The sequence below is a fragment of the Pseudodesulfovibrio thermohalotolerans genome (genome assembly GCF_021353295.2).
In the GTDB taxonomy this organism is placed as follows: Bacteria; Desulfobacterota; Desulfovibrionia; order Desulfovibrionales; family Desulfovibrionaceae; genus Pseudodesulfovibrio; species Pseudodesulfovibrio thermohalotolerans.
The window spans coordinates 444,059-469,872 of the sequence record NZ_CP120635.1 but is presented as its reverse complement, the minus strand read 5'-3'; the positions used below and the strand labels follow the sequence as shown (position 1 = coordinate 469,872).

Below are 25,814 nucleotides of genomic sequence, written 5' to 3'. Positions count from 1 at the left end.
ACACCCATGAGCGAAACGAAGGCCCTCCCAAAGGCAAGTGTGATGTAGCGCGTGGATATTAGCGCGCTTCGCGTTCGACGGCGCGCGGCATCCTTACGCTTTATTTCGCCTTTACGGCGACTTCCTTTTTTGCTGGCGCAGAAAAAAGGAAGCAAAAACTGCGCTTTTTTGGCCCTGCGTGCTCCCGATAGCAGTGGCCAAGAGCCTGTAGCGGCTTTCGCTGGCCGACAGGATGTCTGCCTTCGGCAGACGCAGTCGGCCCACGCTTCGCCGCTTCAGACAGGCTCTAGGCCCCGGCTTTCGAACGTCTCCCGCGCAAGCGAGGTCCTGTCTTCCAACGCGAAAAGGACCTATTTCAGGCTCTTCGGTCTCCAATGAACACCCAAAGGCGACCGCGCACCCTCAAAGGCCCTACGAACGCTAGCCCTGGATTGGCGGCCTAGAAGCCGACCGCGAAGAGGCGGCGGCTCCTGTGAAGATCGAGAAAGTGCTATCGAAAGTGGAGAGCGGGCCACCAGAGAAGGACTTATACTTTTGCTGGGATGGAGCCGACCAGAGCGGATCGGATTCTTGCCGAAGATCCTGCGGGCGGCCGAGCTGGCGCAAGGCCCTTTTTTGGTTCTTTTTTGGGCAAGCAAAAAAGATCCGCTGCCCGCGCAGGGCATGGAAGCTGGGGAAGGCGAAGCCGACCCCACTGGCTCTCACAGCCCGAACAAGCTGGCGCACCATCCCGCGAAAACACTCCCTCCCCCACAACCAAGCTCCTGTAGAGAATAACCCAACCCCAGCCCTGGATCAGCGGCGTAGAAGCCGACCGCGAAGGGGCGGCGGCTCCTGTGAGGAGCAAGGGAATGCTACCGAGAGCGGAGAGCTGTCCACCGGAGAAGGCCCTATACTTTTGATCGGGTGGAGCCGACCCGAGCGGATCGGATTCTTGCCGAAGATCCTGCGGGCGGCCAAGCTGACGCAAGGCCCTTTTCTTTCGTCTATTTCTTTTGGGCCAGCAAAAGAAATGGACCCCGCCGGGAGGGCATGGAAGCTGGGGAAGGCGAAGCCGCCCCCACTGGCTCTCACAGCCCGAACAAGCTGGCGCACCATCCCGCGAAAACACTCCCTCCCCCACAACCAAGCTCCTGTGGAGAATCACCCAATCCCAGCCCTGGATCAGCGGCGTAGAAGCCGACCGCGAAGGGACGGCGGCTCTCGTGACGAGCAAGGAAATGCTGGCGAGAGTGGAGAGCTGTCCACCAGAGAAGGACTTATACTTTTGCTGGGATGGAGCCGACCCGAGCGGATCGGATTCTTGCCGAAGATCCTGCGGGCGGCCAAGCTGGCGCAAGGCCCTTTTCTTTCGTCTATTTCTTTTGGGCCAGCAAAAGAAATGGACCCCGCCGGGAGGGCATGGAAGCTGAGGAGGCAAAGCCTCCACACTGGCTCTCGCGCCAAAGGCGCGCCTGCTTCAACGAGTTAACGCACCATCCGGCAAGCGCATCTCCCCCTGCCAACAGAGGCAGGGTCCGGCCCCTAGCGCCACGCGCCGAGCCGCCCATCAAGACATGAAAAAAAGCCGCCCTTTCGGACGGCCTCTTCATTAACTTCCGGCTGTAAGCCCCCTTACTTTCCAAAGGGGCACTTGGGGAACGAACAGGTCTTGCAGTTCATGCAGAACCCGCCTTCACCGAAACGCGCCAGGTCCTTGCGGCGGAGTTCCTGCCCGGCCAGAATGCGGGGCAGAACCACGTCGAAGGCGGTGGTCTTGTAGAACAAGGCGCAGGCCGGTACGCCGATGATGGCGGCATTGCGTAGCTTGCCCACCAGAGTCATGGTGCCGGGCAGCATGGGGACACCGTACAGGTCGCCGTGCAGACCGGCATCCACCAGGGCGGCGCGGGTTACGTCGTCCGGGTCGACAGACATGCCCGCCGTGGTGACGATGAGATCGCAGCCGCCTTCCAGCATGGCCGTGGCCGCACGGGTGATGGCCTCACGATCGTCGGGCACGATGTCGGTCATGTGGACCGTGCAGCCGAGATGAATGACCTTGGACGAAATGATGGGGATGAACTTGTCCTCGATGAGTCCCTGGAACACCTCGGTACCCGTGACCAGGATGCCGACCTTGGCGGGCTTGAGGGGCAGAACGGACAGGACCGGTCCCTCGCCCAGAGCGGTCAGGGCGCGGCTGAGCTTGTCGCGGGAGATGTAAAGGGGAATGGCGCGGGTTCCGGCCACGCCCTTGCCCTCGGGCATGATGGAACCGTCGTGCCGGGTGGCCAGCATGACGTCCGGGGAGAGATTGAATCGGTTCAGCGCGTCCAGATCGATGGACAGCATACCCGCGTACTCCGCGAAGAAGTTGATCTTGCCCTCTTCCGGGTTCGGGTCGTAGGTGATGCCGGGACCGGCCATGCGCTTGGCGAACGCCTTGACCGCGTCGTTCTCGTGAACCCATTCGTCGCCCGGCACGGCGTCGCCGTCATAGACGTTGAACTTGCCGATGCGTTGCAGACGACAGACATCGCCGATGTCGAAGACGTCGCCGGCCTTGGTGATGGGGCCCTTGGATTCGCCCGGCTCGATGCCGGTCATGTCGTGCACGGCCTTCTTGCCCACGGCCTCCTCGACGCGCACGGCCTTGAGGTCTGGCGCGTCGTCGACGCAGAGCGCCCCCTCAATGGACTCGTAGGGAGCCTCTCCCTGGCAGCCGCGGCAGATGGAGCCGTCTGAACCGGGATACGCCTCGCCGCAGACCGGGCAGACGTCGATGGTGGTCATGTGGCCGTGACCGAGATACTTCTTGGAGATGGTCACGGGCCGAATGGAACAGATGGTGTCCCCGGCCTGTTCGATCTCGTTGAAAAGCTGTTCGGTGTCCTGCTCGGCCTTGGGCTTCTCCTTCATGAACCAGGCGCGAATCTCAGGCCAATCCTTGAGCTTCGCCTGGTCCACGGCCACGCGGAAGCCCTTGCCTGTGTACTTGTCGTACAGGGACACGGCGTAACGGCCGAGCAACTTGACCTTCATCCAGTTGTTGCCGGTGGAACACAAAGTAAGAAGCTGGACCGCGTCAGGCAGACATTTGCCCGACTCGACCATGGCCTCGAACAGCGTTCCTTCGGGGAGACGCGCCTTGGCGGCCTCGACCATGTACCCGCCGATCAACAGACCGGGAGCTGGATATCCGTGAAATTCCTTGGCTTTATTTTTGAACTCTTCAAAAGTGTACTGGCCAATATTCATGCTTTCCTCGCAATGCGATAAGGTGTGCGGCGCAACCGCCTCCGTACCTTCCTCTACTCGCCGATTATTAATGGAGATGCACTATGCCATGCACTCGTCAATGTCGCAACACACGCGAACCTTGCCGGTTTCAGCACAAGCCCAGCAAGCTAGCGCGTCCGTCCACACGGCCGCGCGATAAAAAGGACCATACTCCAAAGCCCCTTCGCCGTCTTCTGCTCCAAACGGGACATGGAGAGACATATCCTTGCACTGTCGGCGGAGTATTCCGCAAATTTCGGCAATGCAGGTTTCAGTGCAGGGTCGCGAGCGCTTAAGTCCGACGTAACGGCCGGTTGTTCGCGCGCTTCCCAAACAAATGGGCCGCCCCGTTTCCGGGGCGGCCCTGTTGCAGCCTAGTTGCCTAGCGAGGTGACGTTACGTGGCCAGGCTGTGCCGGAGTTAGGCTTCGACCGGGGATTCCTCAGGCGCGCACTCGCAGGTGTCCTCGGAAGAACAACCGCAGTCCAGCTTCTGGGAATGCCCCACTTCGGCCTTGACCTCGGTGGCGATCTTGAAGAGCACGGTCACCACCAGTGCGCCCACGGCGTAGACCATCATGGAAACCATGAGTTCCTTGGTGGTGGGCCAATAGGAAGTGATGGTCTCGAACGGCGTGGGGTTGAAACCGCCGATCAGCAGGCCCAGGCCCTTATCGATCCAGGTCGCGACGATCAGGATGCAGAGGGTCCAGGGCAGCAGCTTGTAGTTATTGCGGAAGCGCGGGGTCACCAGCAGGGTGATGGAGATCGCGGCAAAGGCGATGAAGGTCCACATCAGGGTGACCAGACCGGAGCTCGCGTGCTCGAACAGGTAAAGGATCGGGTGCATGTGACCCGGGATGTTCGAGTAGAACGAGGTGAAGATTTCCAGCGCGAAGAAGAACATGTTCACGCACATGGCGTAGGCGATGATCTTCACGAGCGTGGAAACGGCGTTCTTGGCCATCTTGAAGCTGGTGAACTTCTCCGTGATCATCATGACGAGCAGCAGGATCGCGGGACCGGAGCAGAACGCGGAAGCCAGGAAGCGGGCGGCCAGGATGGCGGTCAGCCAGTAGTGGCGGCCGGGCAGGCCCTGGTACAGGAACGCGGTCACGGTATGGATCGAGAAGGCCCAGATGATCGAGATGTAGATGAACGGCTTGAGCCACTGCGGGTGAGGCAGGTGCTGGCGATCAGCCTGCAGACAGGTCCAGCCCACGAGCAGGTTGAGGAACAGGTAGCCGTTGAGCACGATCATATCCCAGAACAGAATGGAGTTCGGAGTGGGATGGAAGATCATGTTCATCATGCGGGTGGGCTGCCCGATGTCCACGACGATGAACAGCAGGCACATTATACACGCAGCGATGGCCATGAACTCGCCGAAGATGACCATGTGCTTGTTGGTTTTATAGGAATGAAAGTAGTTCGGCAGCACGATCATGACGCCGGAGGCGGCCAGACCGACCAGATAGGTGAACTGGGAGATGTAGAAGCCCCAGGACACGTCGCGGCTCATGCCGGTGATCGTCAGGCCGTTTATCCACTGGTCCACCAGGGCGGTGGAACCGATGCCAATGAGAACCAGGAGGAACGCAATCCAGCCGTAGTATCTCTTGGAGCCTTTGAGAGCTAATTCAAGCATTCGGAGTCCTCCTAGATGATGTAGTAAACACTGGGCTCAGTGCCTGCCGAGGGTTTACGACGAATGGTGAACTTCTCACGAAGCACCTTGCGGACTTCGGAATCCGGGTCCTTCAGATCGCCGAAGAACATGGCGCCGTTCGAGGCCTCCACACAGGCGGGCTTCTTGCCCACGGCCAGACGCTCGACGCAGAAGTTGCACTTCTCGACGACGCCGCGCATACGGGTGGGGAACTCCGGGTTCAGATTGGCCAGGTCCAGGTTCAGCCTGGGATCGCCCCAGTTGAACGAACGGGAACCGTAGGGACAGCCAGCCATACAGTACCGACAGCCAATGCAGCGGTGGTAATCCATGGCCACGATGCCGTCCGGGCGCTGGAAGGTCGCCTTGGTGGGGCAGACGCGAACGCACGGGGGGTTCTCGCAGTGGTTGCACAGAAGCGGGAAGACGCGCTCGTGGACCTCTTCGGCCAGGTGCGGGTTCTCCTGCTCGGGGAAGGAATGCCCGTAGGAGTCATGCCACAGCCACTTCACTTCCTTCTTGCCTTCGATGGAGGGCACGTTGTGGATGTGGTGGCAGACCTTGGCCAGCTCGTCGATGGCTTCGGCGGTGTGCAGCTTGGTGGTGTCGACGACCATGGCCCAATGCTTCGCATGGGAGGCCGTGGCGTTGACCTTGACCGGGGCATGTCCGCCGCCCGAGGCCAGGACCTTTTTGGGGGCCACGGCCAGACCGGCAGCAGCGATACCGGCAAGCTTGATGAAGGTTCTTCTGCTGTTCTTCATTATTTCAAACCCTCCGGCTGAACGTGGCAATCCCAGCAGTAGGGAGAGACACCCGCGTCGTTGTGACACTTGTCGCAGAAGTCGGCCTTGCTGACGTGGCACTTCATGCAGGTGTTCTGCAGGGAGATGGAGAACTCCTTGCCAGCGTGGTTGGTATAGGTCCTCTTGCCGTCACGCAGCGCCCAGTCGCGCCATTCGTTCAGGAGCTGCATGTGATTGGTGCGCATGTACTCGGTGGATTCGATGCACTCCTTCTCGTTCACGGGCAGCTTGAGCTCGGGTTCCTTGTACTGCTTGGTCATGGTGCCGAGCGCAAAGGGAGCGGTCAGCATCGCGAAGAAGATGACCAGCCCGGCGACGATAGCAAATCCGTTGTACATTTTCATTTATGCATCCTCCTTGCTCGGGGGCGTCCAATCGTCCTCTTCGTCCTCGAAACCGGGGAGGGGTTCCTGCCGCATGTCCATGGTGCGGACCTCGCCCTCTTCGAGAACCAGGGCGTTTGCGACCAGCTCGTGGGTGCCGGAAATGGTCACGCCGGGGGCCCAGTAATCGGCCAGCGGGATCAGGGTCGCACGGTCGATGGCGCAGATGCAGGCCATCAGGTTGACGCCGTGCTTCTCCTGCACATAGCGCAGGGCGTTGCCGCGAGGCAGGCCGCCGCGCAGGCGGATTTCCATGATCTCGTCGGTGTTCAGGCCGGAACCGCCCGCACAGCAGAAGGTCTGTTCGCGGATGGTCGCGGGGGGCATCTCGAAGAAGTTGTTGCACACATGCTTGAGCACGTAGCGCGGCTCTTCCAGAAGGCCCATGCCCCGGGCGGGGTTGCAGGAGTCGTGGAAGGTGACGCGCAGGTGATCGTTGCGGCTGGGGTCCAGCTTCAGCTTGTTGTGCTTGATGAGGTCGGCGGTGAACTCGGTGATGTGGAGCATCTTGGTGGCCGCCGCGTTGTCGAACACGGTGCCGGTGATGGGCGACTTCGGGGTAGTCATGCCGGACCACTGGGTGTCGCCGGTCATGGTGTCCATGTACTGGTGCACCACGCGCCACATGTGGCCGCACTCGCCGCCGAGAATCCATTTGCAGCCCAGGCGCTCGGCCTCGGCGTACATCTTGGCGTTGAGCTTCTTCATGACCTCGTTGTTGGTGAACGAGCCGAAGTTACCGCCCTCGGACGCATAGGTCGACATGGTGTAATCCAGGTCGAGGTAGTCGAACAGGAGCAGGTAGCCCATGAAGGTGTAGATGCCGGGGTCGGCGAACACGTCGCCGGACGGCGTGATGAACAGAATCTCGTGGCCCTTCTCATTCAGCGGGGCCTTGACCCGGCGGCCGGTGACTTCCTCGATGTCGTCGACCATGAAATCAACGATATCCTTGAAGGCATGGGGCTGGATGCCGAGGTGGTTGCCGGTGATGTTGCAGTTGGAGACGGGCTCCATGATCCAGTTGGTGTTCAGGCCGACCAGGTGCATCAGCTCGCGGGCCATCATGGTCATTTCCGCAGTGTCGATGCCGTAGGGGCAGAACAGGGAGCAGCGGCGGCACTGAGTGCACTGGTAGAAGTAGATGAACCACTCCTTCAGGACATGCTCTTCCATGACGCGGGAGCCGGTGAACTTGGACAGGATCTTGCCTGCCAGGGTGAACTCGCCGCGGTAGACCGAGCGCATCAGCTCGGCGCGGAGCACCGGCATGTTCTTGGGATCGCCGGAGCCGATAAAGTAGTGACACTTGTCGGCGCAGGCGCCGCAGCGCACACAGATATCCATGAACAACTGGAGGGAGCGGAACTTTTTGAGCCGCTCGCGGAAGCCGTTGACCACGGTTTCCTTCCAGTTGGGGGGCAGTTTCCAATCCGAGTCGGAGGGCAGCCACTCACGCGGCTCGCCCCACAGGCCGGGCAGCTTGGTGTCCATGTACGCGATCTTCTCGGGCTTGGCGGGATAACACCAGTGGCCCGGCGAGAAGTCCACCGGAGTATCCATCCAGCCCGTCGCGGGCGGATTGTAATCTATGCTCTTGAAGAGCTCATCTGCTTTGGGAATGTCGGACATATTCTTATCTCCTCGAATGAAGAAAGTATCACCGAATGGTGAACCCTAGGCCTCGGCCTTGTCTTCGGGTACGCCGTTCTCAGGGTTGTCCAGGGGCAGCCCGGCCTCGGCCATGGGCACGCCGAATTGCTTCTCGTAGTCGGCGTAGGCGTGCGCCTTGATGTTGGGATCGTTCCACGGGTTCACGTGGTGCTTGGCGCGGGAGTCGTTCGGCAGGTTGCGGGTCGGGGACAGGAAGACGCCCGGCATGTGCATGAGCTTGCTGAACGGGAAGTACGCCATGAGTACGCTGACCAGGAAGACGTGCACGAAGAAGGAGACGGTGATGGTCTCGGGGACGACGTAGTGGAACGTCACCAGACCCATGGTCAGCTCCTTGATCGCGATGATGTCGACCTTGGCGAAGTAGCGCATGTAAATGCCCGACAGGGCGACGGCCAGGATCAGGAACAGCGGGAAGAAGTCGGAGACATAGCTGATGTAGTTGATCTTGGCGTTTATCAGCCTGCGGCCCATGAGCAGGAGCACGCCGGCCACGAGGCCGAGGTCGCTCAGGTACATGACCGGGGCGCCGATCTGCAGGATGCCGTCCACGAACTCAAGCGCGCCCACCGGAATGAACGGGATCGGTTCGAGGAAGAGGCGCAGATGCCGCAGGGCGATGATGAAAAAGGAGTAGTGGAACGTGATGGCGAAGAGCCACAGCCACTTGCTCGATTTGTAGGCGACTACGGGGTAGTCCTTGCCCTCGTGCAGGGACACTGCGGTGTTCCTGAACAGAGACCGGAACGCAAAGACCTCAAGCACCATGCGGAAGAAGGTCTGGGCGCCGGTCTGGGGACAGTCCAGCTTGTTCTGCTTGAACAGTTCTGGGTCAAAGGATTTGAACTGTCCGCCGGTTGTAGGGATGCGGAACGGCACGGCGCTCCGGCCCCAGGTGACGACTTTGTATACAAAGCCGATAATGAAGATGATGAACGCCGTTGTCGGGATGCAGACACCGAAGAAAGTCCTCATGTGTGCCGCATCAACCCCGAACAACGGGATCAACACCAGGAGAAAGACGAACAGAAGTGAGTAAAGAGCATTCATCTACCGTCACCTCGCTTGAAGGTTGGACCGCGGGTAATAACCTGAACGGCCTGCCACTTTCGGGACGCCTTCGGCGGGGCCGATGCAAAGAGGCTTGAAGCTATGCACAGAAGAAGGACCCCGGCCTCATGGACCGGAACCCCCACCCCTCGTCATACTTCGCCCGGCTTTACACCGTACGCCACACCCGGCGCGTCCCTAATCGGTCGATTTGTCGACCGTAACGTCCGCTACCAATCCGGCCTTCCTGAGCAGACTGCTCTGCGTGCGCTTCACTTCCTCCACGCGGAACCGGAACACCTCTTCGCGACTCTTGCAATAGATGTCGAAGGACATCATGGCCAGGTTGTCCACCTTGGCCTCGAATTTAAGCAGCTCGTCCAATGTGCCGTTCTTCTTCATGGGCCGGAAAAACTCGTCGCGAAGGAGTTTCTTCAGCAGATACACGAAGCTGATGGCCTGAGAGGGGGTGAAATCCTGCACCGCCCTGATGCGGATGAGCCTGTCCAGGCTGACGGCGATCCGTCCCGCATCCTGCCACTCGATCAAATGATCGATCAGCTCCCCGGTGGCCTCGATAATGGCCGCCCCCACGGGGTTCTGAAATCGATCTTTCTGCCGGGACCACACTTTCTGGGTCTCCTTGGGATAGGTCTTGAGGACCAGATCCGCCCACTTCTCCGACAGCTCGGCCTTTCTTGCGGCCAACATTGATTCAAAAGTCATTAACAACCTGCAACAATCCGTGAATTGGCCCACTTGCGGCCCGGCTCCCCAGGGAGCAGGCGGGAATTCCACGGAAGGGCTCTTGATAAGTTGTGAAAATCATCACTTAAAACTCAGAACCATATTCCAAACCCATGGGAAAACGTCAAGGTTTTTTCAAGGAAAAACCGGCCAATGAAAAGGGTTCTCAGAGGTTGACGGCCCTGCCGAAAACAGCGGAAACGCCCCCGCTTCAGCCCCGTACGACCCTGTTGCGCCCCATGCGCTTGGCCTTGTACAGGGCTTCGTCGGCCCGGTTGAGGACCTCCTCGACCGTCCTGTCCCTGCCGTCCACCCTTGTGACCCCAACGGAAACCGTGAAGGAGACTCGCTCATCGCCCACCTCCACCCCGAGCCCGGCCAGGGTACTGCGCAGCCTTTCGGCCACTTCGGCCCCCTCCTCGATGTCGGTCTGAGGCAATATGGCGGCGAACTCCTCCCCGCCCAGACGCCCGAAGATGTCCGAGGCGCGCAGAATGGACGAGACGGAGGCGGCCATCGCCTTGAGGACCACGTCCCCGGCGGCGTGGCCGTAGGTGTCGTTGATTGACTTGAAATAGTCAATGTCCAACATGAGCATTGTCAGGGGCAGTTCATAACGCTTGGCCCGCTGCACCTCAACCCCTCCGAGGGAAAAAATTGATGTCGGTTGTTGGCGCCGGTCAGGGCATCGGTTGTGGCGAGGAGTTTCATCTCCTGCTCAAGCTCGATGCGCTTGGTCACATCGTGGATGACCGAGTAGAGCCGCTGCACCCCCTGGACCATGATCGGACCGGAATAGACCTCGACGTCGCGCAGTTCTCCGCTCGCCAGTCGATGGCGGAGGATGAAGTAGGTCCGCCCCTCGTCCATGGACCGACGCATCTCCACGAACATTTCGTCCCGGTCCAGGTCGTTGATCTGGCTCATGTTCATGGTCCGCATGACTTCAAGCGGGTAGCCGTAGAAGTCCCCGGCCGCCGGGTTGGCGTCGATGATCCGCTCGGACTTGGGATCGGTCAGAAGCATGATGGCGTGGTTGTTCTCGAAAAAGGCCCGGTACTGCTTCTCGCTCTCGCGCAGGGCCTTCTCGGCCCCGACGCGCCGGGTGATGTCGCGGAAGGTCCCTTCCATGCCCACAGGCTCGTCCAGATGGTTGAGGACCTGATGCGCGTTGGCTTCGATGACGATGAGGCTTCCGTCCTTGCGCCGGGCGGTCATCCGCACACCTCGGACGGCTCCCTTCTCGCGCAGGACCTTCCGGAAATCATTGCGCTCGGCGGACTGCCTGTACAAAGTGTCGAGTTTCCTCCCCACCAACTCGCACTCCTCGTACCGAAGCAGTCTGCACGTGGCCGGGTTGACCATGAGCACGATGCCCTCCAGGTCCGTGCCCATGTAGCCTTCCTCAATGGTCTCGAAAATGCGCCGGAATTTCTCCTCGCTGCGCTTGAGCTTGGCTTCGGCGTGCTTGCGGTCGGAAATGTCGCGGATGACGTTGACCACGCCCAGGGTGGCCCCATCGTCGCCCTTGATGAGCGAAACCGACTGGTCGGCCGGAAAAATCTCGCCGTTGCCGCGCTTCAGGGACAGTTCGAACAGGGCGCGCTCCCCGGCCTCGAAGGCCGTCCGGACCCTGCCCTGAAAATCCTCGTAATGGGACGCGCTGACGTGCAGGTTGCCCACGGGCATCCCCTGCAACTCCGGCTGGCTCTTCTGGAACATGGCCTCGGCCGCCGGGTTGGCGTCCAGAATCTTCATGTCGGGGGTGAGGATAAGCACGGCCTCGCCCAGGGCCACGAAGGTACTGCGCAGCCACAACTCCTTTTCGGCCAGGGCCTCCTCGGCGGCTCTCGGCTCGGTGATGTCGACGCCCGAGAGGAGCAGCCCGGCAGGCAGGCAGCCGTCATGCCCCAAAGGCCGACACTGCCACAGGACCATCCGGGGCTCTCCGTCTCCGGCGGTCACGGGGAAGGACCGTTCGTCCTCGTCTTCGACCTGGCCCGAAAGGACCAGGCAGAGGCAGTCCCGGATCTCGTCACGGCTTTCCGGCGGCACCAGGGCATCGACCCAGTCCCGGCCCAGAAGATCCTCCTCGGCGTACCCCAGATCCCTACAGGCGGTTCGGTTGACCATGGATATGCGCCCGGCTGCGTCCAAAGCGAAGACCATGCTCACGACCACATCCAGATAGTGGGCCACCCGGTTGCGCTCGCTGGCCAGCTTCCGCTCGCCCTCGACCCTGTCGGAGATGTCGTCGAGCACCACGGCGTAGCCATCGTGGCGGTCGGAAAAATCCGAGGTCAGGGAGACGGACACATTGAAATGGCGATCGCCCGTCCGATGGGCCACGGGCACGTCAAGCCTGCAACAACCGCCGTCCTCCCGGAAATTCCCCGCCTCAAGCGAGCCCACCAGCCAGGGAGCGAGCCGGTCCAGGGGCACGGGATCATGGTCGCCGCCGCACCAGGCTTCAAGGTTCTCCGCCCCGGTCAGCTCGACAGCCGCCGGATTCATGACCTCCACCTCGAAATCGGCGTTAAGCAGTAGGACAGGGGTGCGCATACTGAGCAGCAAGGTGCGCATCCGGGACGCGCGCAGGTCCGTCGGGCAGTCCTCGCCGCCGCTCGGGACAACGTCGCGGCCAGCCAGCTCCGCCTCGCAAAACGAAGCCCAGAACTCCACGGGATCATCGCCTTCCCTCAGGCGGGCGGAGTGCTCCCGAACCCGCTCCAGGAGCCTTTCGTCGGGGGTGGTGCGATGGTGCTTCAAACGCTTTGTCCTCGGTGGACGGCGGGGCCGCCATTGGTAACTATTGCCCGGCATCGGTCGGTCGGCCACAGAAGGCCGGATGCGGGCGGAAACCATACTTCTTCGAGCCGCCGTTGTCGAGCGGGTCTGACAATTTTTCCCTTTTCTCCACGCCATTGCGCCATCATCAAAAAACAAAAGGCCCGCTCCAGGGAGCGGGCCTCAAAAGGACTGTTGTTATGCCTCCACGGCATCCGAACCGTCATCCGGAGACGGATCGCCGGGCAGATCCTCGGGAGCGGGGCCGTCCGAGGAAGATTCCTCCTCGACGGGGGCCGCCTCGGGGCGGGTGGGGGAAACGGGCGGCTCCATGTACCGGGCAAAAACCAGGAAGCCGGTATGGGCCACCATGCGGTCGTCCGGGCGCAGCCGGTCTGCCACGGGCTTCCAGCGGCGGACCAGAATCTCCAGGACCTCCAGATCGGCGAAGGGACCGTCCTCCAGACCGCGCAGCAGATCGGAAACCTGATTCACCGTGGGCAGCAGAAAGCCGCACATTGCGCCGGGAATGACCGCCTCGGGAATGGAGTGGAGGTATTCCCAGGGAGTGCGCACGTCCAGGAACAGGGCGTCGGCTCCGGAGTGCAGGAAGCCGTCCTCGATGTTGCGGTTGACCTGCTCCACGCGGTCGGCCAGGCCGACCCGTTCGAGGTTCTTGCCCGCCAGCTTGTAGAAATCCGCGCGCCGTTCGTAGGTGATGACCTTTCCGGTGTCGCCGACGAACCACGCCAGGGCGGTGGTCAGGCCGCCCGATCCGGTACCGGACTCGATGACCGTGGAGCCGGGGCCGATGCCCAGCTTCATCATCAGGTAGCCGATCTCCTTGGGGTACATGATCTGCGTCTGGCGTTTCACGCCCTTGATGAGATCGTGCAGAGTGGGCTTGAGCACGAGGTAGGACTTGCCGAGGTGGGTCTTGACGTACTGGCCGTATCCGGCCGCGGCCACTTCGTCCATGAGCAGCTTGCCGTCATGGGTGTGGACCTCGCCGCCCGCCTCAAGCTTGCGCAGGTAGCGCTTGCCCTTGTGGCTGATGAGCAGAATGAGCTGTCCCGGTTCGATCATAAAGTATATGCCTCCTGAAAAAGATGGCCCTGAGTACGGTTCGCAAGGCCGGAAGTCAAGAAAAAGGGGGTTACGCGCCCGGCAGCGTCACCCGAACCGAGGTCGTGTCCTCCTCGTCCGAGACGGAAAGCCCGATGTTTCCGCCCATGGCCGAGGCCGCCAGCCGAGCCGAATAGGTCCCGAGTCCGGTCCCGCCCTTCTTGCCGCCCGTGGCGTACTTGTCGAAGAACGAGCCGCGCAGCTCGACGGGCACTGCTCCGGAATTGCCGATGGTCAGGGCCACGGGATCGCCCCTCTCCGCGCGGACAGAGACCGCGCCGCCCCTCGGAGCCGCCTCCAGCGCGTTAAGCAGGAGGTTGGCGACCATGGTTTCCAGCAGGAGCGCGTTGGCCGGGACGGGCAATTCCTCCCCGGCGTCCGGCAATCCGTCGAGAAGAACCTCCACGGCCAGCCCTCTCTCCTCGGCCGTGGCGGCCAGGTTGTCCCGAACCAGCCGCACGACCTCCATGAGATCGATGGGCTCCGGCTCGTAGGCGTAGGTTCCGATCTCGATCTTGTAGAGATCCAGGGACAGGCCGATCATGCGCAGGGCCTTTTCCGCCTGAAGCTCGATGGCTTGCAGCATCTCGCGCAGTTCGGCGTCCATGCTCTCCTCTTCCATGAGCAGGTAGCGGCACACGTTGATTACGCCGATGACCGGAGCCTTGAGATCGTGGACCACGATGCGGTTCACGTCCTCGCGCAGGTCCTCCAGCCTCTTCTGCTCGGAGATGTCCAGCAGGCTTACCACCAGGCTCTCCCTGCCGTCCACCTTGGTGGCGACCATATTCTTGAACACCGGCAGCCGCCCGCCGTCCCTGGTGGTCAGCCAGTTCTCGTCCACACAGGTGCCGCCCTCCCCTTCGAACACGGGGCATGACGAACCGTCGCCGCACAAAATTCCCCGGCAGGGCATCCCGACCAGTTCGTCGTGGGTGTAGCCGCTCATGCGAAGAGCCATGGGGTTCGCTCCGATCAGGGTGCGCGTTTCGCGGTCCACCACGAAGACGCCCACGGGCAGCGTGTCGAGAATTTTCTTCAAACGCCGCCTGGCCCGGTCCAGCCCGTCGGCGTGCTCCTTGCGCTCGGTCACGTCCAGGGCGAAGGCGTAGAAATAATAGTTCTTCCCGTGGCGATCCCTGGCCATGGCCATGTCCAGGCGAATCCAGCGCAACACGTCGTCCCTGCGCCGCATACGCACGACCAGCCCCTGGACGAACTCCTCGGTCCTCGCCCGCTCCACGATAAGAGCCACATCCTCGGAGTCGACCACATGGGAAAACGTGTCGCCCTCAAGGGCCTGAACCCGGGCCATCTCCTCGGGGGAGTCGTAGCCGAGCATCCGGGCATAGGCCATGTTGCGTTCCACGAACCGTCCGCCGATGTAGCCGTGGGAGATGCCCACCGGGCTGTTCTCGAACAAAATGCGGCGGCGCTCTTCCGAGATGCGGCCTTCCGTCTCCGCGCGGCACCGTCGCCCCACTTCCTCCTCCAGCTCGCTGGTCCTGGCCAGGAAGTGTTCCTCCAGATCGGCCTTGGTCCGATCGAGCTTTTCCTGCACCTCGCCCATGGTCCGGATGGACGGCAGCCACAGCCACAGCCCGGACAGCAGCAGAACGCCCCCGGCCAGCCCGCTCACCATCTCGACCACATGGACGCTCGGGCCAAAGCGGCCGCTAGCGGACCAGCCCGGATTATTCGCGATTTTGACGATCTCCATGAAGCTCGCGAACAACAGCAGCAGGAAACCGACCTGGACGAACAGGAAACCCCGTCGGCCATAGCTGACGCTCCTGTCGGCGCGGATGAAAAGCCACAGGGCCAGAGCAATGACGATAAAACGCAGGATTACAAGCACCATTTCCAACACTACCGGCTCCTTCAGGCAACGGGAATCTTCGCCAATCTACGCGAGCCTCCGCGTGAGAACCATTATTAAATTCCTGCGGGACAGGATCTTGCCGGCGAGCTTGACAGAATCGCCACGGTACTTAATAAGCTGGCAAAGGTTACGGAATACCTACTGCAAGGGACTCAACGCGACATGGCATACAAATACATCTTCGGCCCGGTAATGAGCGGGCGGCTCGGCCGCTCCCTCGGACTCGATCTGCTCGGCGACCGAATCTGTTCCATGGACTGCGTTTACTGTGAGGTGGGGGCCACCAGGGACCGGACCTGCGAACGCAGGGTGTACGTCCCGGCGGCCGACATACTCAAGGAGCTTTCCCTGTGGAAGGAGGAAGGGCTGGAGCCGCCCGACATGATTACGCTGGGCGGCCTGGGCGAACCTTGCCTGAACGCGGACATGGAAGCGATCATTCTCGGGGCCAAGCGGCTCTTTCCGGGGATTCCGGTGGCCGTGTTGACCAATGCCAGCCTGATGACCGCCCCCGAGGTCCGGCGCGAACTCTGCGCGGCCGACGTGGTCCTGCCCAGCCTGGACTCTCTGGTAAGTGAAGAATTCGCCAGGGTTAACCGGCCGGACAAATCCGTTGTTCCCGAGGCTGTGGCCGAAGGGCTCCTGACTTTCAGGAAGGAATTCAACGGAAAGATATTTTTGGAAATTTTGCTTGCCGAAGGAATAAACGATTCCGACGAGAACCTCGGCAGGCTACGCATTTTCTGCCAACGGCTTGCCCCCGACCGGGTGGACGTGGTCACGCTGACCCGCCCCGGAACGGTCAAGGGGGTCCGCCCCGTGGACGGGGAGGTCTTAAGCCGGTGGCGCCTGGCGCTAGGAGGCGGGGAAACCCGCGAAAAGGAGCGGCGGGGCAGAAACGGCAAGGAGATGAGCATGGAGCGGATGACCGCTGCCGTGACCGCCTCCCTGAGCCGCAGGCCCCAGACCGCCGAGCAGTTGGCCCTGGCCCTTGGGGCGGATCTCGACAAGGTTCGCCTGGCCGTGGAAGCCCTGGAAAAAATGGGCGACGTCACCCGTCGGGATGACCGGGGGGAGACATTCTACCACGGAACGGGCCATGTCATAGAAGACTAAGGGGCGCGCCGGGACCCGACACCCACATTTCTCGTCGAGAGGTTCCCCATGACCAAAAAGAAACGGCAGAAGATGTTCATCTCCGTACTGCCGGGAGAACAAGTAGAGGTCGTCATCGCCGAAGAGGGCAAGGTCAACGAATATTACGTTGAGATGGTCCATCAGGCCAAGACCAAAGGCAACATCTACAAAGGCTACATCCACAACATCGACAACGGGCTCCAGGCCGCGTTCATCAACTACGGCGCCGAACGCAACGGGTTCCTCCAGATAGACGAGGTCCACCCCGAATACTACATCAACGAAGCGCCCACCAAGAAGGGCCAGCGCTTTCCGCTCATGCAGAAGGTGCTCAAGCCCGGTCAGGAAGTCCTGGTCCAGGTGGTCAAGGAACCCACCGGCAAAAAAGGCGCTTTCCTGACCTCCTATCTCTCCCTGCCCGGCCGCAGCTTCGTCTACACCGTGGGCCGCAGCCAGATCGGGGTCTCGCGCAAGATCGAGGACGAAAAGGAACGCGCCCGGCTCAAATCCGCACTTGAAGGATTCGAAACCACCGAGGGCGTTGGGCTCATCGCCCGCACCGCCGCCGTGGGGCAGTCCAAGGCCGCCCTGGAACGCGACTTCAAGTACCTGAACAGGCTGTGGACCGACATCCGCTCCAACGCCCAGAAGGTCAAGGCCCCCGCCCGGGTCTACCAGGAACTGGGACTGGCCGCGCGCGCCGTGCGCGACTACCTGACGTCCGACATCACCGAAATCTGGGTGGACGACAAGGAGACCTTCGAGCAGATTCACCAGTTCGTTAAGCTGGCCTTCCCGCGCAAGAACAACCTGGTCCGGCTGCACGAGGACAACGACCTCTCCCTGCTGGAGCGGTTCAACGTGGTCAAGCAGGTTGAGGAAATCTACTCCCGCGAGGCCTCCATGCCCTCGGGCGGACGGCTGGTCTTCGACGCCACCGAAGCCCTGACCGCGGTGGACATCAACTCCGGCAAGATCGGCGGCGAAAAGAATTTCCAGAAGATGGCCCTGAAGACCAACGTCGAAGCCGCCCGCGAGATCGCCCGCCAACTGCGGCTGCGCGACATCGGCGGCCAGGTGGTCATCGACTTCATCGAGATGAAGAACCCCAAGGACTGCCGCGAGGTGGAAAAGGTCATGCGCGCGGAGATGAAAAACGACCGCGCCCGAACCGACGTGTCGCGCATTTCCTCCTTCGGCCTCATGGAGCTGGTCCGCCAGCGGCTCGGCTCCTCCGCCATCGCCATCTCCACCGAGCCCTGCCCCTGTTGCAAGGGCACCGGTATCCGCCGCAACATGGAATGGCAGGCCCTCCAGGCCCTCAAGGATATCCACCGCGATCTGCGCAAGCCCGGCACCGAGCCGGTCGAATACAACTGCGAAGAGGAGCTGGCCATTTACCTGCTCAACAAAAAGCGCGGCATCCTGGCCGACCTGGAGACGCGCTACGGCAAGTCCGTGCACATCGACATCGAATACGAGTACGACGAATAGCCGCGTCCGGACACGAAAATTCAAAGCCCCCGTCCCGAAACATTTCGGGACGGGGGCTTTTCGTTGTCGGCAACCATCCCTATATTCAGCGTATGCTTTCCGCAAAGGGACACGGTCTCCGATGATATCTCGCCATTGCTTGTGGCCGAGTCCGCCATCCGCAGAGGGAGCACGGCTTCGAAACAAACGCCCCCGCGAAGCGGCTATAAAAAGTTTGGGAGATTCTCAAGAACCCTTTTCAAAGGGTTCTTGAGCCGTCGGAGACGCCCGGCCGGCGAGGCCCCTCCCGCCCTATTACATGGAAGGCAAAGTAAAAATGAAGGTGGAGCCCACGCCGACTTCGGACTCGACCCAGATGCGGCCACCGTAGTGCTCGATGATTTCGCGGCAGATGGTCAGGCCCAGGCCGGTACCCTTGGGCTTGTTGACCATGGTGTCGTCGGTGTGGGTCTGGTGGAACTTCTCGAATATCTGCGACTGGTCTTCGGGATGGATGCCGGTGCCGGTATCCACCACCTCCACGCGCAGTTGCCCGAAACGCGGGAAGGCGCGCAGGGTGACGGACCCTTTCTCGGTGAACTTCGAGGCGTTGTTGAGCAGGTTGACGAAGACCTGCTGCATACGGTCGCGATCGGCGAAGATGCGCGGCAGGTCGGGTTGAATCTCGGTGCGCAGCTCCGGGGCGGTCTGGGAGAACATGCCGGAAACCGAACTGGCGGCCACCTCGATAACCTCGTTCATGTCCAGTTCCTCGTCGCGCCACCCCATGGAGCCGGACTCGATCTTGTTCAGGTCGAGAACGTCATTGATGAGCCGCGTCAGCCGCTCGCCCTCGTGACTGATGATCGCCAGGTTCTCGCGGATGCGCTTGCCCTTGCGGGCCAGACCGCTCTCAGGGTCGACCAGGGGCAGGAAGTTGCGGGTGAATTCCTTGTTCAGGAGCTTGGCGAAGCCGAGAATGGAGGTCAGGGGCGTGCGCAGCTCATGGGACACCGAAGAGAGGAAAGCGGACTTCATCTCGTCCAGTTCGCGAAGCCGCTGGTTGGCTTCTTCGAGTTCGCGGGCCTTGTTGACCAGGTCCTCGGTGCGTTCGCGGACGAGCTGTTCCAGATGGCGGTTGAGGTCGGCCAGATCCTGCTCGGCCTTTTTCCTGTCCGTGATGTCTTCGAGAATGCCGTCCACGAAGACGTAATTTCCCTTCTCGTCATAAATGGCGCGCGCGTTGAGGGAGCCCCAGATAGTGTTGCCGTCCCGCCGGTAGTACTCGGCCTCGAACCGTTTGACCTCGCCCTGATCGCGCACCCTGTCGAAAAAACCCTGCATATGGTCGGGATTGACCATGATCCGGGAACTCAGGGAACGGACGTTGGACAGGAACTCGCCCAGGGAGTCGTAGCCGAAGATACGGGCCATGGCCGGGTTGGCCCGGCGGAGCACGCCGTCCGGCGTGGCCTGGAAGATGCCTTCGATGGCGTTTTCGAAGATGCTCCGGTACTTCTCCTCCGCTTCCTGGAGGGTCTTGTTCATGGTCTGGAGCTTGTTTTCACGACCCTCGATCTCGCTGGACATGCGCCGGAACCGCTTGGCGATCTCCAGCAGCTCGGCATGGTAGACCTCGCCGAAATCGTAGGAGAAGTCGCCCTTGGCCACGCGGGCGATGCCGGATTGCAGGACCATGAGCGGCTTGTTCAGGGAAACACGCAGCAGCAGGCCGGTGATGGCCAGGATGACGGAGATGGACACGACAATGATGATGATGGACACGAACATCTGTTCGTCGAGCCGTTTTTTCTCTCGTTCCAGGGTGAAGTCGATTTCGGCCCGGCCGATGGTCCTGCCCTCGAAGACGATGGGGCGGACCTCGTTGAAGTCCGAGGGCGCGCCGGAAAATTTCTCGTGGGCGAAGACCACCTCGTTGCGCGAACCGTAGATGCGGATGCCCTGGACCATGTCGTCATGGGTATAGACGGAGCCGATGAGGCGGGCGTTGTCGTAGTCCAGGTTCCAGATGGGCACGGCCAGGACTTCGGCCACCGAGGAAATGGTGTCCTCCCCCTTGCGTTTGGCGGTGGCCCACATCTCCTCGGACTGCTGCCAGTAGATGAATCCGCCAAGGGCCGTGGCGATGAGCATGACAATGACCACCAGACTGAGCGTCAGGTCCCGAGAGATGGACCTGCTGGTCAGAAGAGGCCTTTTTCTCTTGGGTTTGTCTGCTAGCATCTGTTATCCGGAAAATGGGGATTTGGGGAACGATTCCAGGATCTCGCATCTACCTGAAAGCATCTACACGACTCCCCGCACCCTGTCATCTCAGTTATAAGGGATACCTGCCGCGCAATCTGGCCACGGTGCCGTCTTCGAGAAACCGCTCCAAAGCGCGGCGCAGTCGATTCCGAGCGGCCGACGGCAGCCGCCTGGACACGTAAACGTTCACGGGGGCTTCGCCCAGGACAAGCGGTTCGCCCAGGAACCGGCTTCGCAGGCCGACCTTCTCAACGGCGAAGGTCAACCCCTGGAGCGGACCGATCACGGCGTCCACCCGTCCGGCCATGAGCATTTTGAAGCCAAGCTCGTGGTTCCGGCACGGGAAGGGGATGATCCTCAGTTCTCCGGCCCGTTCGCGATCGAGCCGCGACCCCCGGACCACGGCCACGGTTCTTCCGATGAGGTCCCGCTTGTTGCGCAGGGGGGTCTCCACCCGTCCCCAGGCAACAACAACAAGGGTCTCGACCTTGCCGATATTCTCGGCCGCCTCATCCAGCCGCTCGTCCGGCGCGACGATTATCATGTCGGCCAGGTCCAGGGACACCTCCTCCACGCCGCGAGCCAGGGGCACGAGCCGATTCTCCGGCTCGAACCCGGCCTCGCGCGCAAGGGCGTTGCCAAGATCATAGCAAAAACCGATCGGATGCCCGTCTTCCAGCCGCCCGCCAACACCCAGCTCAATGGTGACGATGCGCAACGCCTCGTCTTCGGCCCGCGCCTCGTCCAAAAAACCGGCCAGGGACAAGAAGGCGAGCAGCAGGACCGGAAACAAATGAAAATGTACCGAACCGTGGACCATCGTTTAATCTAGAATGCATTCAGGCAAAAAGCAACGCGCAACAGCGGCGGCGCGACGCCATGTTCGCCCGCCACGGTAATCATCCCGAGCGGCGGCTTTCTCCTTGCGCGGTACGGCAGGTCAGTCAGCCACAGCGTTTCATTCGGTTGTCAAAAAACAATTGACAACTTTTTTTACTTTTAGGTAAAAACAACACTGTCACGCTTTCCAAAACGAAAACATGGACTGACAAAAATGAAAAACTCATTGGATTCCCAAGACAAGCGGCTGGTGGCCGAACTGACCCGCGACGGGCAGCTCTCGCCCGGCAAAATCGGAGCCGCCACGGGCGTGACGGCGCCCACGGTCCGCTCCAGGCTGAAGAACCTGATGCGGATGGGCGCGCTCAAAGTGGCCGGGCTGGTCAACCCCATGCGCGTCAAGGGGCTGACCGTGGCCCTGGTAGGCATCAGCCTGATGAGCCACGAACAGCTCGGCGAAAAGCTGGACCAGATCGGCGCACTGCCCCGCGTGAACTGGGCCGCCGTGGTAACCGGGCGGTACGACATCATCGTCGAGATCATCTGCCGGGAAGGCATGGACGATCTCTATGCGTTCCTGAACCGGGACCTTTCCCAGGTGGGCGGAATCAACGCCTCCGAATCCTTCGTCGTCATGAAATCCCGGCGCAAGTGGCTGCTGTTGCCCGACGCCGTGGTCGAGACCTTCACTCAATAACGTTTAGCCGCCGGAGAGGGCGGAGAGTTTGAAAAGGAGCTTCAGATGATTATCGGTATCCCCAAGGAAATCAAAACGCTGGAAAACCGCGTCGCCATGACCCCCGGCGCGGTCGAATCCCTGGTCCGCCAGGGCAACGAAGTGCTCGTCGAAGTCGGCGCGGGTCTGGGAAGCGGGCTGACCGACGAGGAATACGTTGCCGCAGGCGCAAAAATGGTTTCCGCCGAGGAAGCCTGGAGCGCCAAGATGGTCATCAAGGTCAAGGAGCCGCTGGCAAGCGAGTTCAAATACCTGCGCAAGGACATGATCCTTTTCACCTACCTGCATCTGGCCGCCGCCGAAGAACTGACCAAGGCCCTGCTCGACGCCGGAACCACCGCCATCGCCTACGAGACCGTCAAGTCCGACGACGGCACCCTGCCCCTGCTCACCCCCATGTCCGAAGTCGCCGGACGCATGGCCACCCAGGTCGGCGCGCATTATCTCGAAAAGACCCAGGGCGGCCGGGGCATCCTGCTCGGCGGCGTACCCGGCGTGTATCCCGCCGAAGTGCTCGTCCTCGGCGGCGGCATTGTCGGCACCAACGCCGCCCGCATCGCCATGGGCATGGGCGCGCGCGTGACCATCCTCGATCTTTCCCACCAGCGCCTCCAGTACCTGGACGACGTCTTCCAGGGCCGCATCACCACCATGATGTCCACCGAGCCCAACATCCGCCAGATGGTCCAGCGCGCCGATCTCGTCATCGGCGCGGTCCTGCTGCCCGGCGCGAAGACTCCGAACCTCATCACCCGCGACATGCTGCCGCTGATGAAGGAAGGCGCGGTCATCGTCGACGTGGCCGTGGACCAGGGCGGCTGCATCGAGACCACCCACGCCACCACCCACGACAACCCGACCTACGTCATCGACGGCGTGGTCCACTACGGCGTGGCCAACATGCCCGGCGCGGTGCCCCGCACCTCCACTTTCGCCCTGGTCAACCAGACCGCTCCCTACGCCCTGCGCCTGGCCGCCAAGGGCGTGGACGCCCTCAAGGACGACTCGGGCCTGGCCCTCGGCCTGAACACCTGGGACGGCAAGCTGACCTGCCCCGCTGTCGGCGCGGCCCTCGACATCGAATCCATCACGCCCGAAGAGGCTCTTGCCCGGATGTAACGGTTTTCGATTCCGCACAGAACAAAGGCCCCGATAATCGGGGCCTTTGTTTTGGTCTTTGTGTTTGGAGGGCCGAAAGAGGGTCGCTGCCGTTGTGCGGACGCGCCAAGCTCTTCCTTTTCAGCGGACGAGCAGTTTCTGGCCGGGATGGATGGTCGCCCGTCTGCCGAGCTTGTTCAGCCTGCACAGTTGGGCAAGGCTCATACCGTGCTGCCGGGCGATGCCGGTCAGGGAATCGCCCTGCTGGACCACGTAGGTCCCGGGCTTGAGGGTCTCGCGGTATTTGGCCATGAGCGGGTGATACCGCTCGGCAAACTCCCTGGCCGATCCCTCGGGCAAAAAAAGGACATGCTGGCCGGAAGGGACGGCCTCGCCCAGGAACTGCGGATTGAGGTCGCGGATAAGCTTGTAGTAGGTCCCGGCGGCCTTGGCCACCAGGGTCAGGGGCGCGGGGTGCTTGGTTCGCAGCTTGACCCGGTCGAACCTGCGGGGAGTGTAATAATCCTCGGGATGCAGGTCGAAGCCGTATCGGGACGGATCGGACAAGAGAAGCTTGGCCGCGATGGCCCGAAGCACGTAACGCTGGGTTTCCACAGGCAGATGGAGGCGGTAGTAGTCGTCGACCTCCTGTTTCTCGATCCGCCGCTCCAGCCCCTGTTCGCCCATGTTGTAGGCCGCGCAGGCCAGGGTCCAGGAGCCGAACTGCCCGTGCAGGTCCTTGAAATAGGCCATGGCGGCCCGGGTGGCGAAGAAGAAATTGCGCCGCTCGTCGATGAACCGATCCACGGTCAGGCCGTAATTGACCGCCGTGGAGGGAATGAACTGCCACACCCCGCGCGCGCCCCGATGGGACCCCGCCCCCGGCTTCAGCGCGGACTCGATGACCGCGATGAACTTGAGGTCGTCGGGCATGTTTCCGGCCCGGAGCACGGTCTCGATATGCGGGAAATAGCGGCCCGTGCGCTTGAGCCAGAGGATGACCTGGGCGCGGTCCCAGAGCATGAGCAGGAGTTCCTTCTCCAGCCGCTCGCGCACCTCAGGCAGATGCAGAGGCACGAACTCGCCGCAGAAACGGAGCGGGCCCTTGATGCGGATAGCCGATTCCAGCGACGGAAAGGCCGCGGTTTGCATGGGCGCGAGCATCTCCACATCCCCGGCCCGAGCCTCGACCGAAAACGGCGAGAGGCCGGGCAACGCGATGCAAAGGAAAAGGATTCCCGCAAGCAGCGGGAGGGCTGTCCGCCTCCTGTGCATGAAAGCTCCCGTCGGGTCCGCCGGGCGGAACGCCGCTCCGGACGGCCGGTTACAGTTTCGATTTCAGCACAATGTCCGTGATGGGGCCTCGTGAACGATCGCCCTTGAGAACCATGTGTGCATAGTTCTTGTACCCCTTGAGCTTGCGGACTGTCCAGTTGAGGCCGTTGTTGGCCTCGTTGAGGTACGGGTTGTCCACCTGCCGGGTGTCGCCCAGACAGATGCACTTCACCCCTTCGCCCATGCGGGTCAGCAGGGCGCGGGTCTCGCCGCGCGACAGGTTTTGCATCTCGTCCACGATGACCACGGCGTTCTCGATGTTCATGCCGCGCAGGAAGGCCACGGGCTGGACCTCCAGCTTCTTGGGGTTGAACTTGAACGAATCGCCCTGCGGATCGAGCCAGATGCGGTTGCACGGCCGAATGTCGTGCAGCTTGATGAGCAGGTCCTGGATGTACTTGATGTACGGCAGCATCTTCTCTTCGATATCGCCGGGCAGGTAGCCCATCTTGGCCCCGATCTCCACCACCGGCTTGACCAGGTATATCTTGCGGTAGGGATTGTCCTTGCGCTCAAGCATCAGGTACAGGGCGGCGGCCAGGGAGAGGAAAGTCTTTCCATAGCCCGCCTCGGACTGGATGGAGACCAGGTCGATGCCCTCGCAAAGCATCAGTTCGAGCGCCAGGTTCTGGTACACGCTGCGCGGCCTCACTCCCCATATCTCATGCGTATAGCTGATCTCCCTGGCACCTTCCGGGCCGTAGAAGACCGGGGTGCCTCTCTCCCATCGAAAACAGTTGCGTACCGGCTCCTCTCCGTCCTCCACGAACCCGGTGTACCGCTGTGACTCGGAACGAAACGGGTCGGAGTCGCGGTACTCCTCGGAGGGAATGCCGTAACACTTGGCCTTGATCTGAAGGATGCGGTCGTTGGTGATGAGCGTGGCGTCTTCCGGCCCCACATGCAGGATTTCCTTGAGAATGCGATCGTCCATCACGGGGTCCGTGAGGGTCTCGGCAAAATCCGGGGGGAAGATGTTGACGGCTTCGTCTTCGAGGATGGCCCGCACCGCCTGGGAGACGATGTGGCCGATGCGCGGGTCTTTTTTCAGTCCGTCCAACTCGCCAAGGACGGTGTAGGGAATGTATATCTGGTTTTCCGCCCCGTTTCTCAGAGCGACGATGCTTTTGGGATTTTCAATGAGGACGTTGGTATCGAGGACAAACTGCTTCTGGGCCATAATCCCCCGTCCGGTGGTTGAAGTTGATTCCTGGGCTTTTTACGCCGTGGCATCCGTGGCCGGGAATCAGCGAATCAATTTCATTTTGAGCCTCCGTTATATGTGCATCCGGTTATCTGAATCATGACCAGTTTTCACGAGAAAGTCTAGAAGCAACATGCCCGACGCCATTTGAAGCGTCATGGCGAACGGGTGACGATCGGACGGCGCGGAGAAGGGCGGGACACCGCGCCCGACGACACGTCGGACGCGCCGGGCATGATCTCCCGGAAGTCCCGGCCCGTCCGCAACCGCCCGGAATGCCTCGTAGAGCCAGACCCCAGTGTTCACCCTGCCGCCGAATCCGGCACGTCGAAACCGGACA

At 61.5% G+C, this 25,814-nt stretch carries 20 protein-coding genes; 5 read left to right on the top strand and 15 right to left on the bottom strand.

Annotated features, from left to right (window positions below; translation table 11 throughout):
• Positions 1-570: 570 nt before the first annotated feature.
• Positions 571-777 (top strand): hypothetical protein, encoded by a 207-nt coding sequence (locus tag LF599_RS02145; protein WP_279522126.1) that lies wholly within the window; start codon positions 571-573, stop codon positions 775-777.
• A gap of 837 nt (positions 778-1,614) precedes the next feature.
• Here the strand turns inward: LF599_RS02145 and LF599_RS02140 are convergent.
• The 11 genes from LF599_RS02140 to LF599_RS02090 all read right to left on the bottom strand — a co-directional run bounded on the left by LF599_RS02140 (position 1,615) and on the right by LF599_RS02090 (position 15,362).
• A complete protein-coding gene (locus LF599_RS02140) occupies positions 1,615-3,240 on the bottom strand; it encodes an FmdE family protein (RefSeq protein WP_279522125.1) in 1,626 nt (541 codons plus the stop codon).
• 441 nt (positions 3,241-3,681) lie between these two features.
• Entirely contained in the window at positions 3,682-4,908 is a 1,227-nt protein-coding gene (dsrP, locus tag LF599_RS02135) for a sulfate reduction electron transfer complex DsrMKJOP subunit DsrP (protein ID WP_269941034.1), read from the bottom strand.
• An 11-nt stretch (positions 4,909-4,919) separates the two neighbouring features.
• Positions 4,920-5,693 carry a sulfate reduction electron transfer complex DsrMKJOP subunit DsrO gene (gene dsrO / locus LF599_RS02130; protein WP_279522124.1) on the bottom strand — a complete coding sequence of 258 codons (774 nt, stop codon included), beginning with the start codon at positions 5,691-5,693 and terminating at the stop codon, positions 4,920-4,922.
• Positions 5,693-6,073 carry a sulfate reduction electron transfer complex DsrMKJOP subunit DsrJ gene (gene dsrJ / locus LF599_RS02125; protein WP_279523070.1) on the bottom strand — a complete coding sequence of 127 codons (381 nt, stop codon included), beginning with the start codon at positions 6,071-6,073 and terminating at the stop codon, positions 5,693-5,695. The genes dsrO and dsrJ overlap by 1 nt, the downstream gene beginning before the upstream one ends.
• Positions 6,074-6,079: 6 nt before the next feature.
• On the bottom strand, positions 6,080-7,750 hold the full coding sequence (dsrK, locus tag LF599_RS02120; protein WP_279522123.1) for a sulfate reduction electron transfer complex DsrMKJOP subunit DsrK: 1,671 nt from the start codon (positions 7,748-7,750) through the stop codon (positions 6,080-6,082).
• 45 nt (positions 7,751-7,795) lie between these two features.
• The gene (gene dsrM, locus LF599_RS02115) at positions 7,796-8,842 is read right to left on the bottom strand and encodes a sulfate reduction electron transfer complex DsrMKJOP subunit DsrM (RefSeq protein WP_279522122.1); all 1,047 of its coding nucleotides are present in this window, start codon (positions 8,840-8,842) and stop codon (positions 7,796-7,798) included.
• Positions 8,843-9,040: 198 nt separating this feature from the next.
• Positions 9,041-9,568, bottom strand: a complete 528-nt coding sequence (locus LF599_RS02110; RefSeq protein WP_279522121.1) for an RsbRD N-terminal domain-containing protein — start codon at positions 9,566-9,568, stop codon at positions 9,041-9,043.
• Positions 9,569-9,800: 232 nt separating this feature from the next.
• The gene (locus tag LF599_RS02105; RefSeq protein WP_279522120.1) at positions 9,801-10,223 is read right to left on the bottom strand and encodes a GGDEF domain-containing protein; all 423 of its coding nucleotides are present in this window, start codon (positions 10,221-10,223) and stop codon (positions 9,801-9,803) included.
• A complete protein-coding gene (locus LF599_RS02100; RefSeq protein ID WP_279522119.1) occupies positions 10,190-12,358 on the bottom strand; it encodes a PAS domain-containing protein in 2,169 nt (722 codons plus the stop codon). Before LF599_RS02100 ends, LF599_RS02105 begins: the two co-directional genes overlap by 34 nt.
• 216 nt (positions 12,359-12,574) lie before the next feature.
• Positions 12,575-13,462, bottom strand: a complete 888-nt coding sequence (locus LF599_RS02095) for a tRNA (adenine-N1)-methyltransferase (protein ID WP_279522118.1) — start codon at positions 13,460-13,462, stop codon at positions 12,575-12,577.
• A gap of 70 nt (positions 13,463-13,532) precedes the next feature.
• A complete protein-coding gene (locus LF599_RS02090) occupies positions 13,533-15,362 on the bottom strand; it encodes a PAS domain-containing sensor histidine kinase (protein WP_279523069.1) in 1,830 nt (609 codons plus the stop codon).
• A gap of 183 nt (positions 15,363-15,545) precedes the next feature.
• Between LF599_RS02090 and LF599_RS02085 the strand changes: the two genes are divergently transcribed.
• Together LF599_RS02085 and LF599_RS02080 are read left to right on the top strand one after the other, a co-directional pair.
• Positions 15,546-16,499 (top strand): radical SAM protein, encoded by a 954-nt coding sequence (locus LF599_RS02085; protein ID WP_279522117.1) that lies wholly within the window; start codon positions 15,546-15,548, stop codon positions 16,497-16,499.
• Between the two features lie 48 nt (positions 16,500-16,547).
• Positions 16,548-18,014 (top strand): Rne/Rng family ribonuclease, encoded by a 1,467-nt coding sequence (locus LF599_RS02080; protein ID WP_279522116.1) that lies wholly within the window; start codon positions 16,548-16,550, stop codon positions 18,012-18,014.
• Between the two features lie 294 nt (positions 18,015-18,308).
• Here the strand turns inward: LF599_RS02080 and LF599_RS02075 are convergent, their stop codons facing one another.
• Positions 18,309-20,237, bottom strand: a complete 1,929-nt coding sequence (locus LF599_RS02075; protein WP_279522115.1) for a sensor histidine kinase — start codon at positions 20,235-20,237, stop codon at positions 18,309-18,311.
• A gap of 94 nt (positions 20,238-20,331) precedes the next feature.
• On the bottom strand, positions 20,332-21,054 hold the full coding sequence (locus tag LF599_RS02070) for a substrate-binding periplasmic protein (RefSeq protein ID WP_279522114.1): 723 nt from the start codon (positions 21,052-21,054) through the stop codon (positions 20,332-20,334).
• A gap of 261 nt (positions 21,055-21,315) precedes the next feature.
• Here LF599_RS02070 and LF599_RS02065 point away from each other — a divergent pair, with 261 nt between their 5' ends.
• On the top strand, positions 21,316-21,798 hold the full coding sequence (locus tag LF599_RS02065) for an Lrp/AsnC family transcriptional regulator (protein WP_269941018.1): 483 nt from the start codon (positions 21,316-21,318) through the stop codon (positions 21,796-21,798).
• Positions 21,799-21,843: 45 nt separating this feature from the next.
• The gene (gene ald, locus LF599_RS02060) at positions 21,844-22,956 is read left to right on the top strand and encodes an alanine dehydrogenase (protein ID WP_279522113.1); all 1,113 of its coding nucleotides are present in this window, start codon (positions 21,844-21,846) and stop codon (positions 22,954-22,956) included.
• 120 nt (positions 22,957-23,076) lie between these two features.
• Here the strand turns inward: ald and LF599_RS02055 are convergent, their stop codons facing one another.
• Complete coding sequence (locus LF599_RS02055; RefSeq protein WP_279522112.1) at positions 23,077-24,210, bottom strand: lytic transglycosylase domain-containing protein; 1,134 nt, start codon at positions 24,208-24,210, stop codon at positions 23,077-23,079.
• A 49-nt stretch (positions 24,211-24,259) separates the two neighbouring features.
• Positions 24,260-25,450 carry a PhoH family protein gene (locus LF599_RS02050; protein WP_279522111.1) on the bottom strand — a complete coding sequence of 397 codons (1,191 nt, stop codon included), beginning with the start codon at positions 25,448-25,450 and terminating at the stop codon, positions 24,260-24,262.
• Positions 25,451-25,814: the final 364 nt, after the last annotated feature.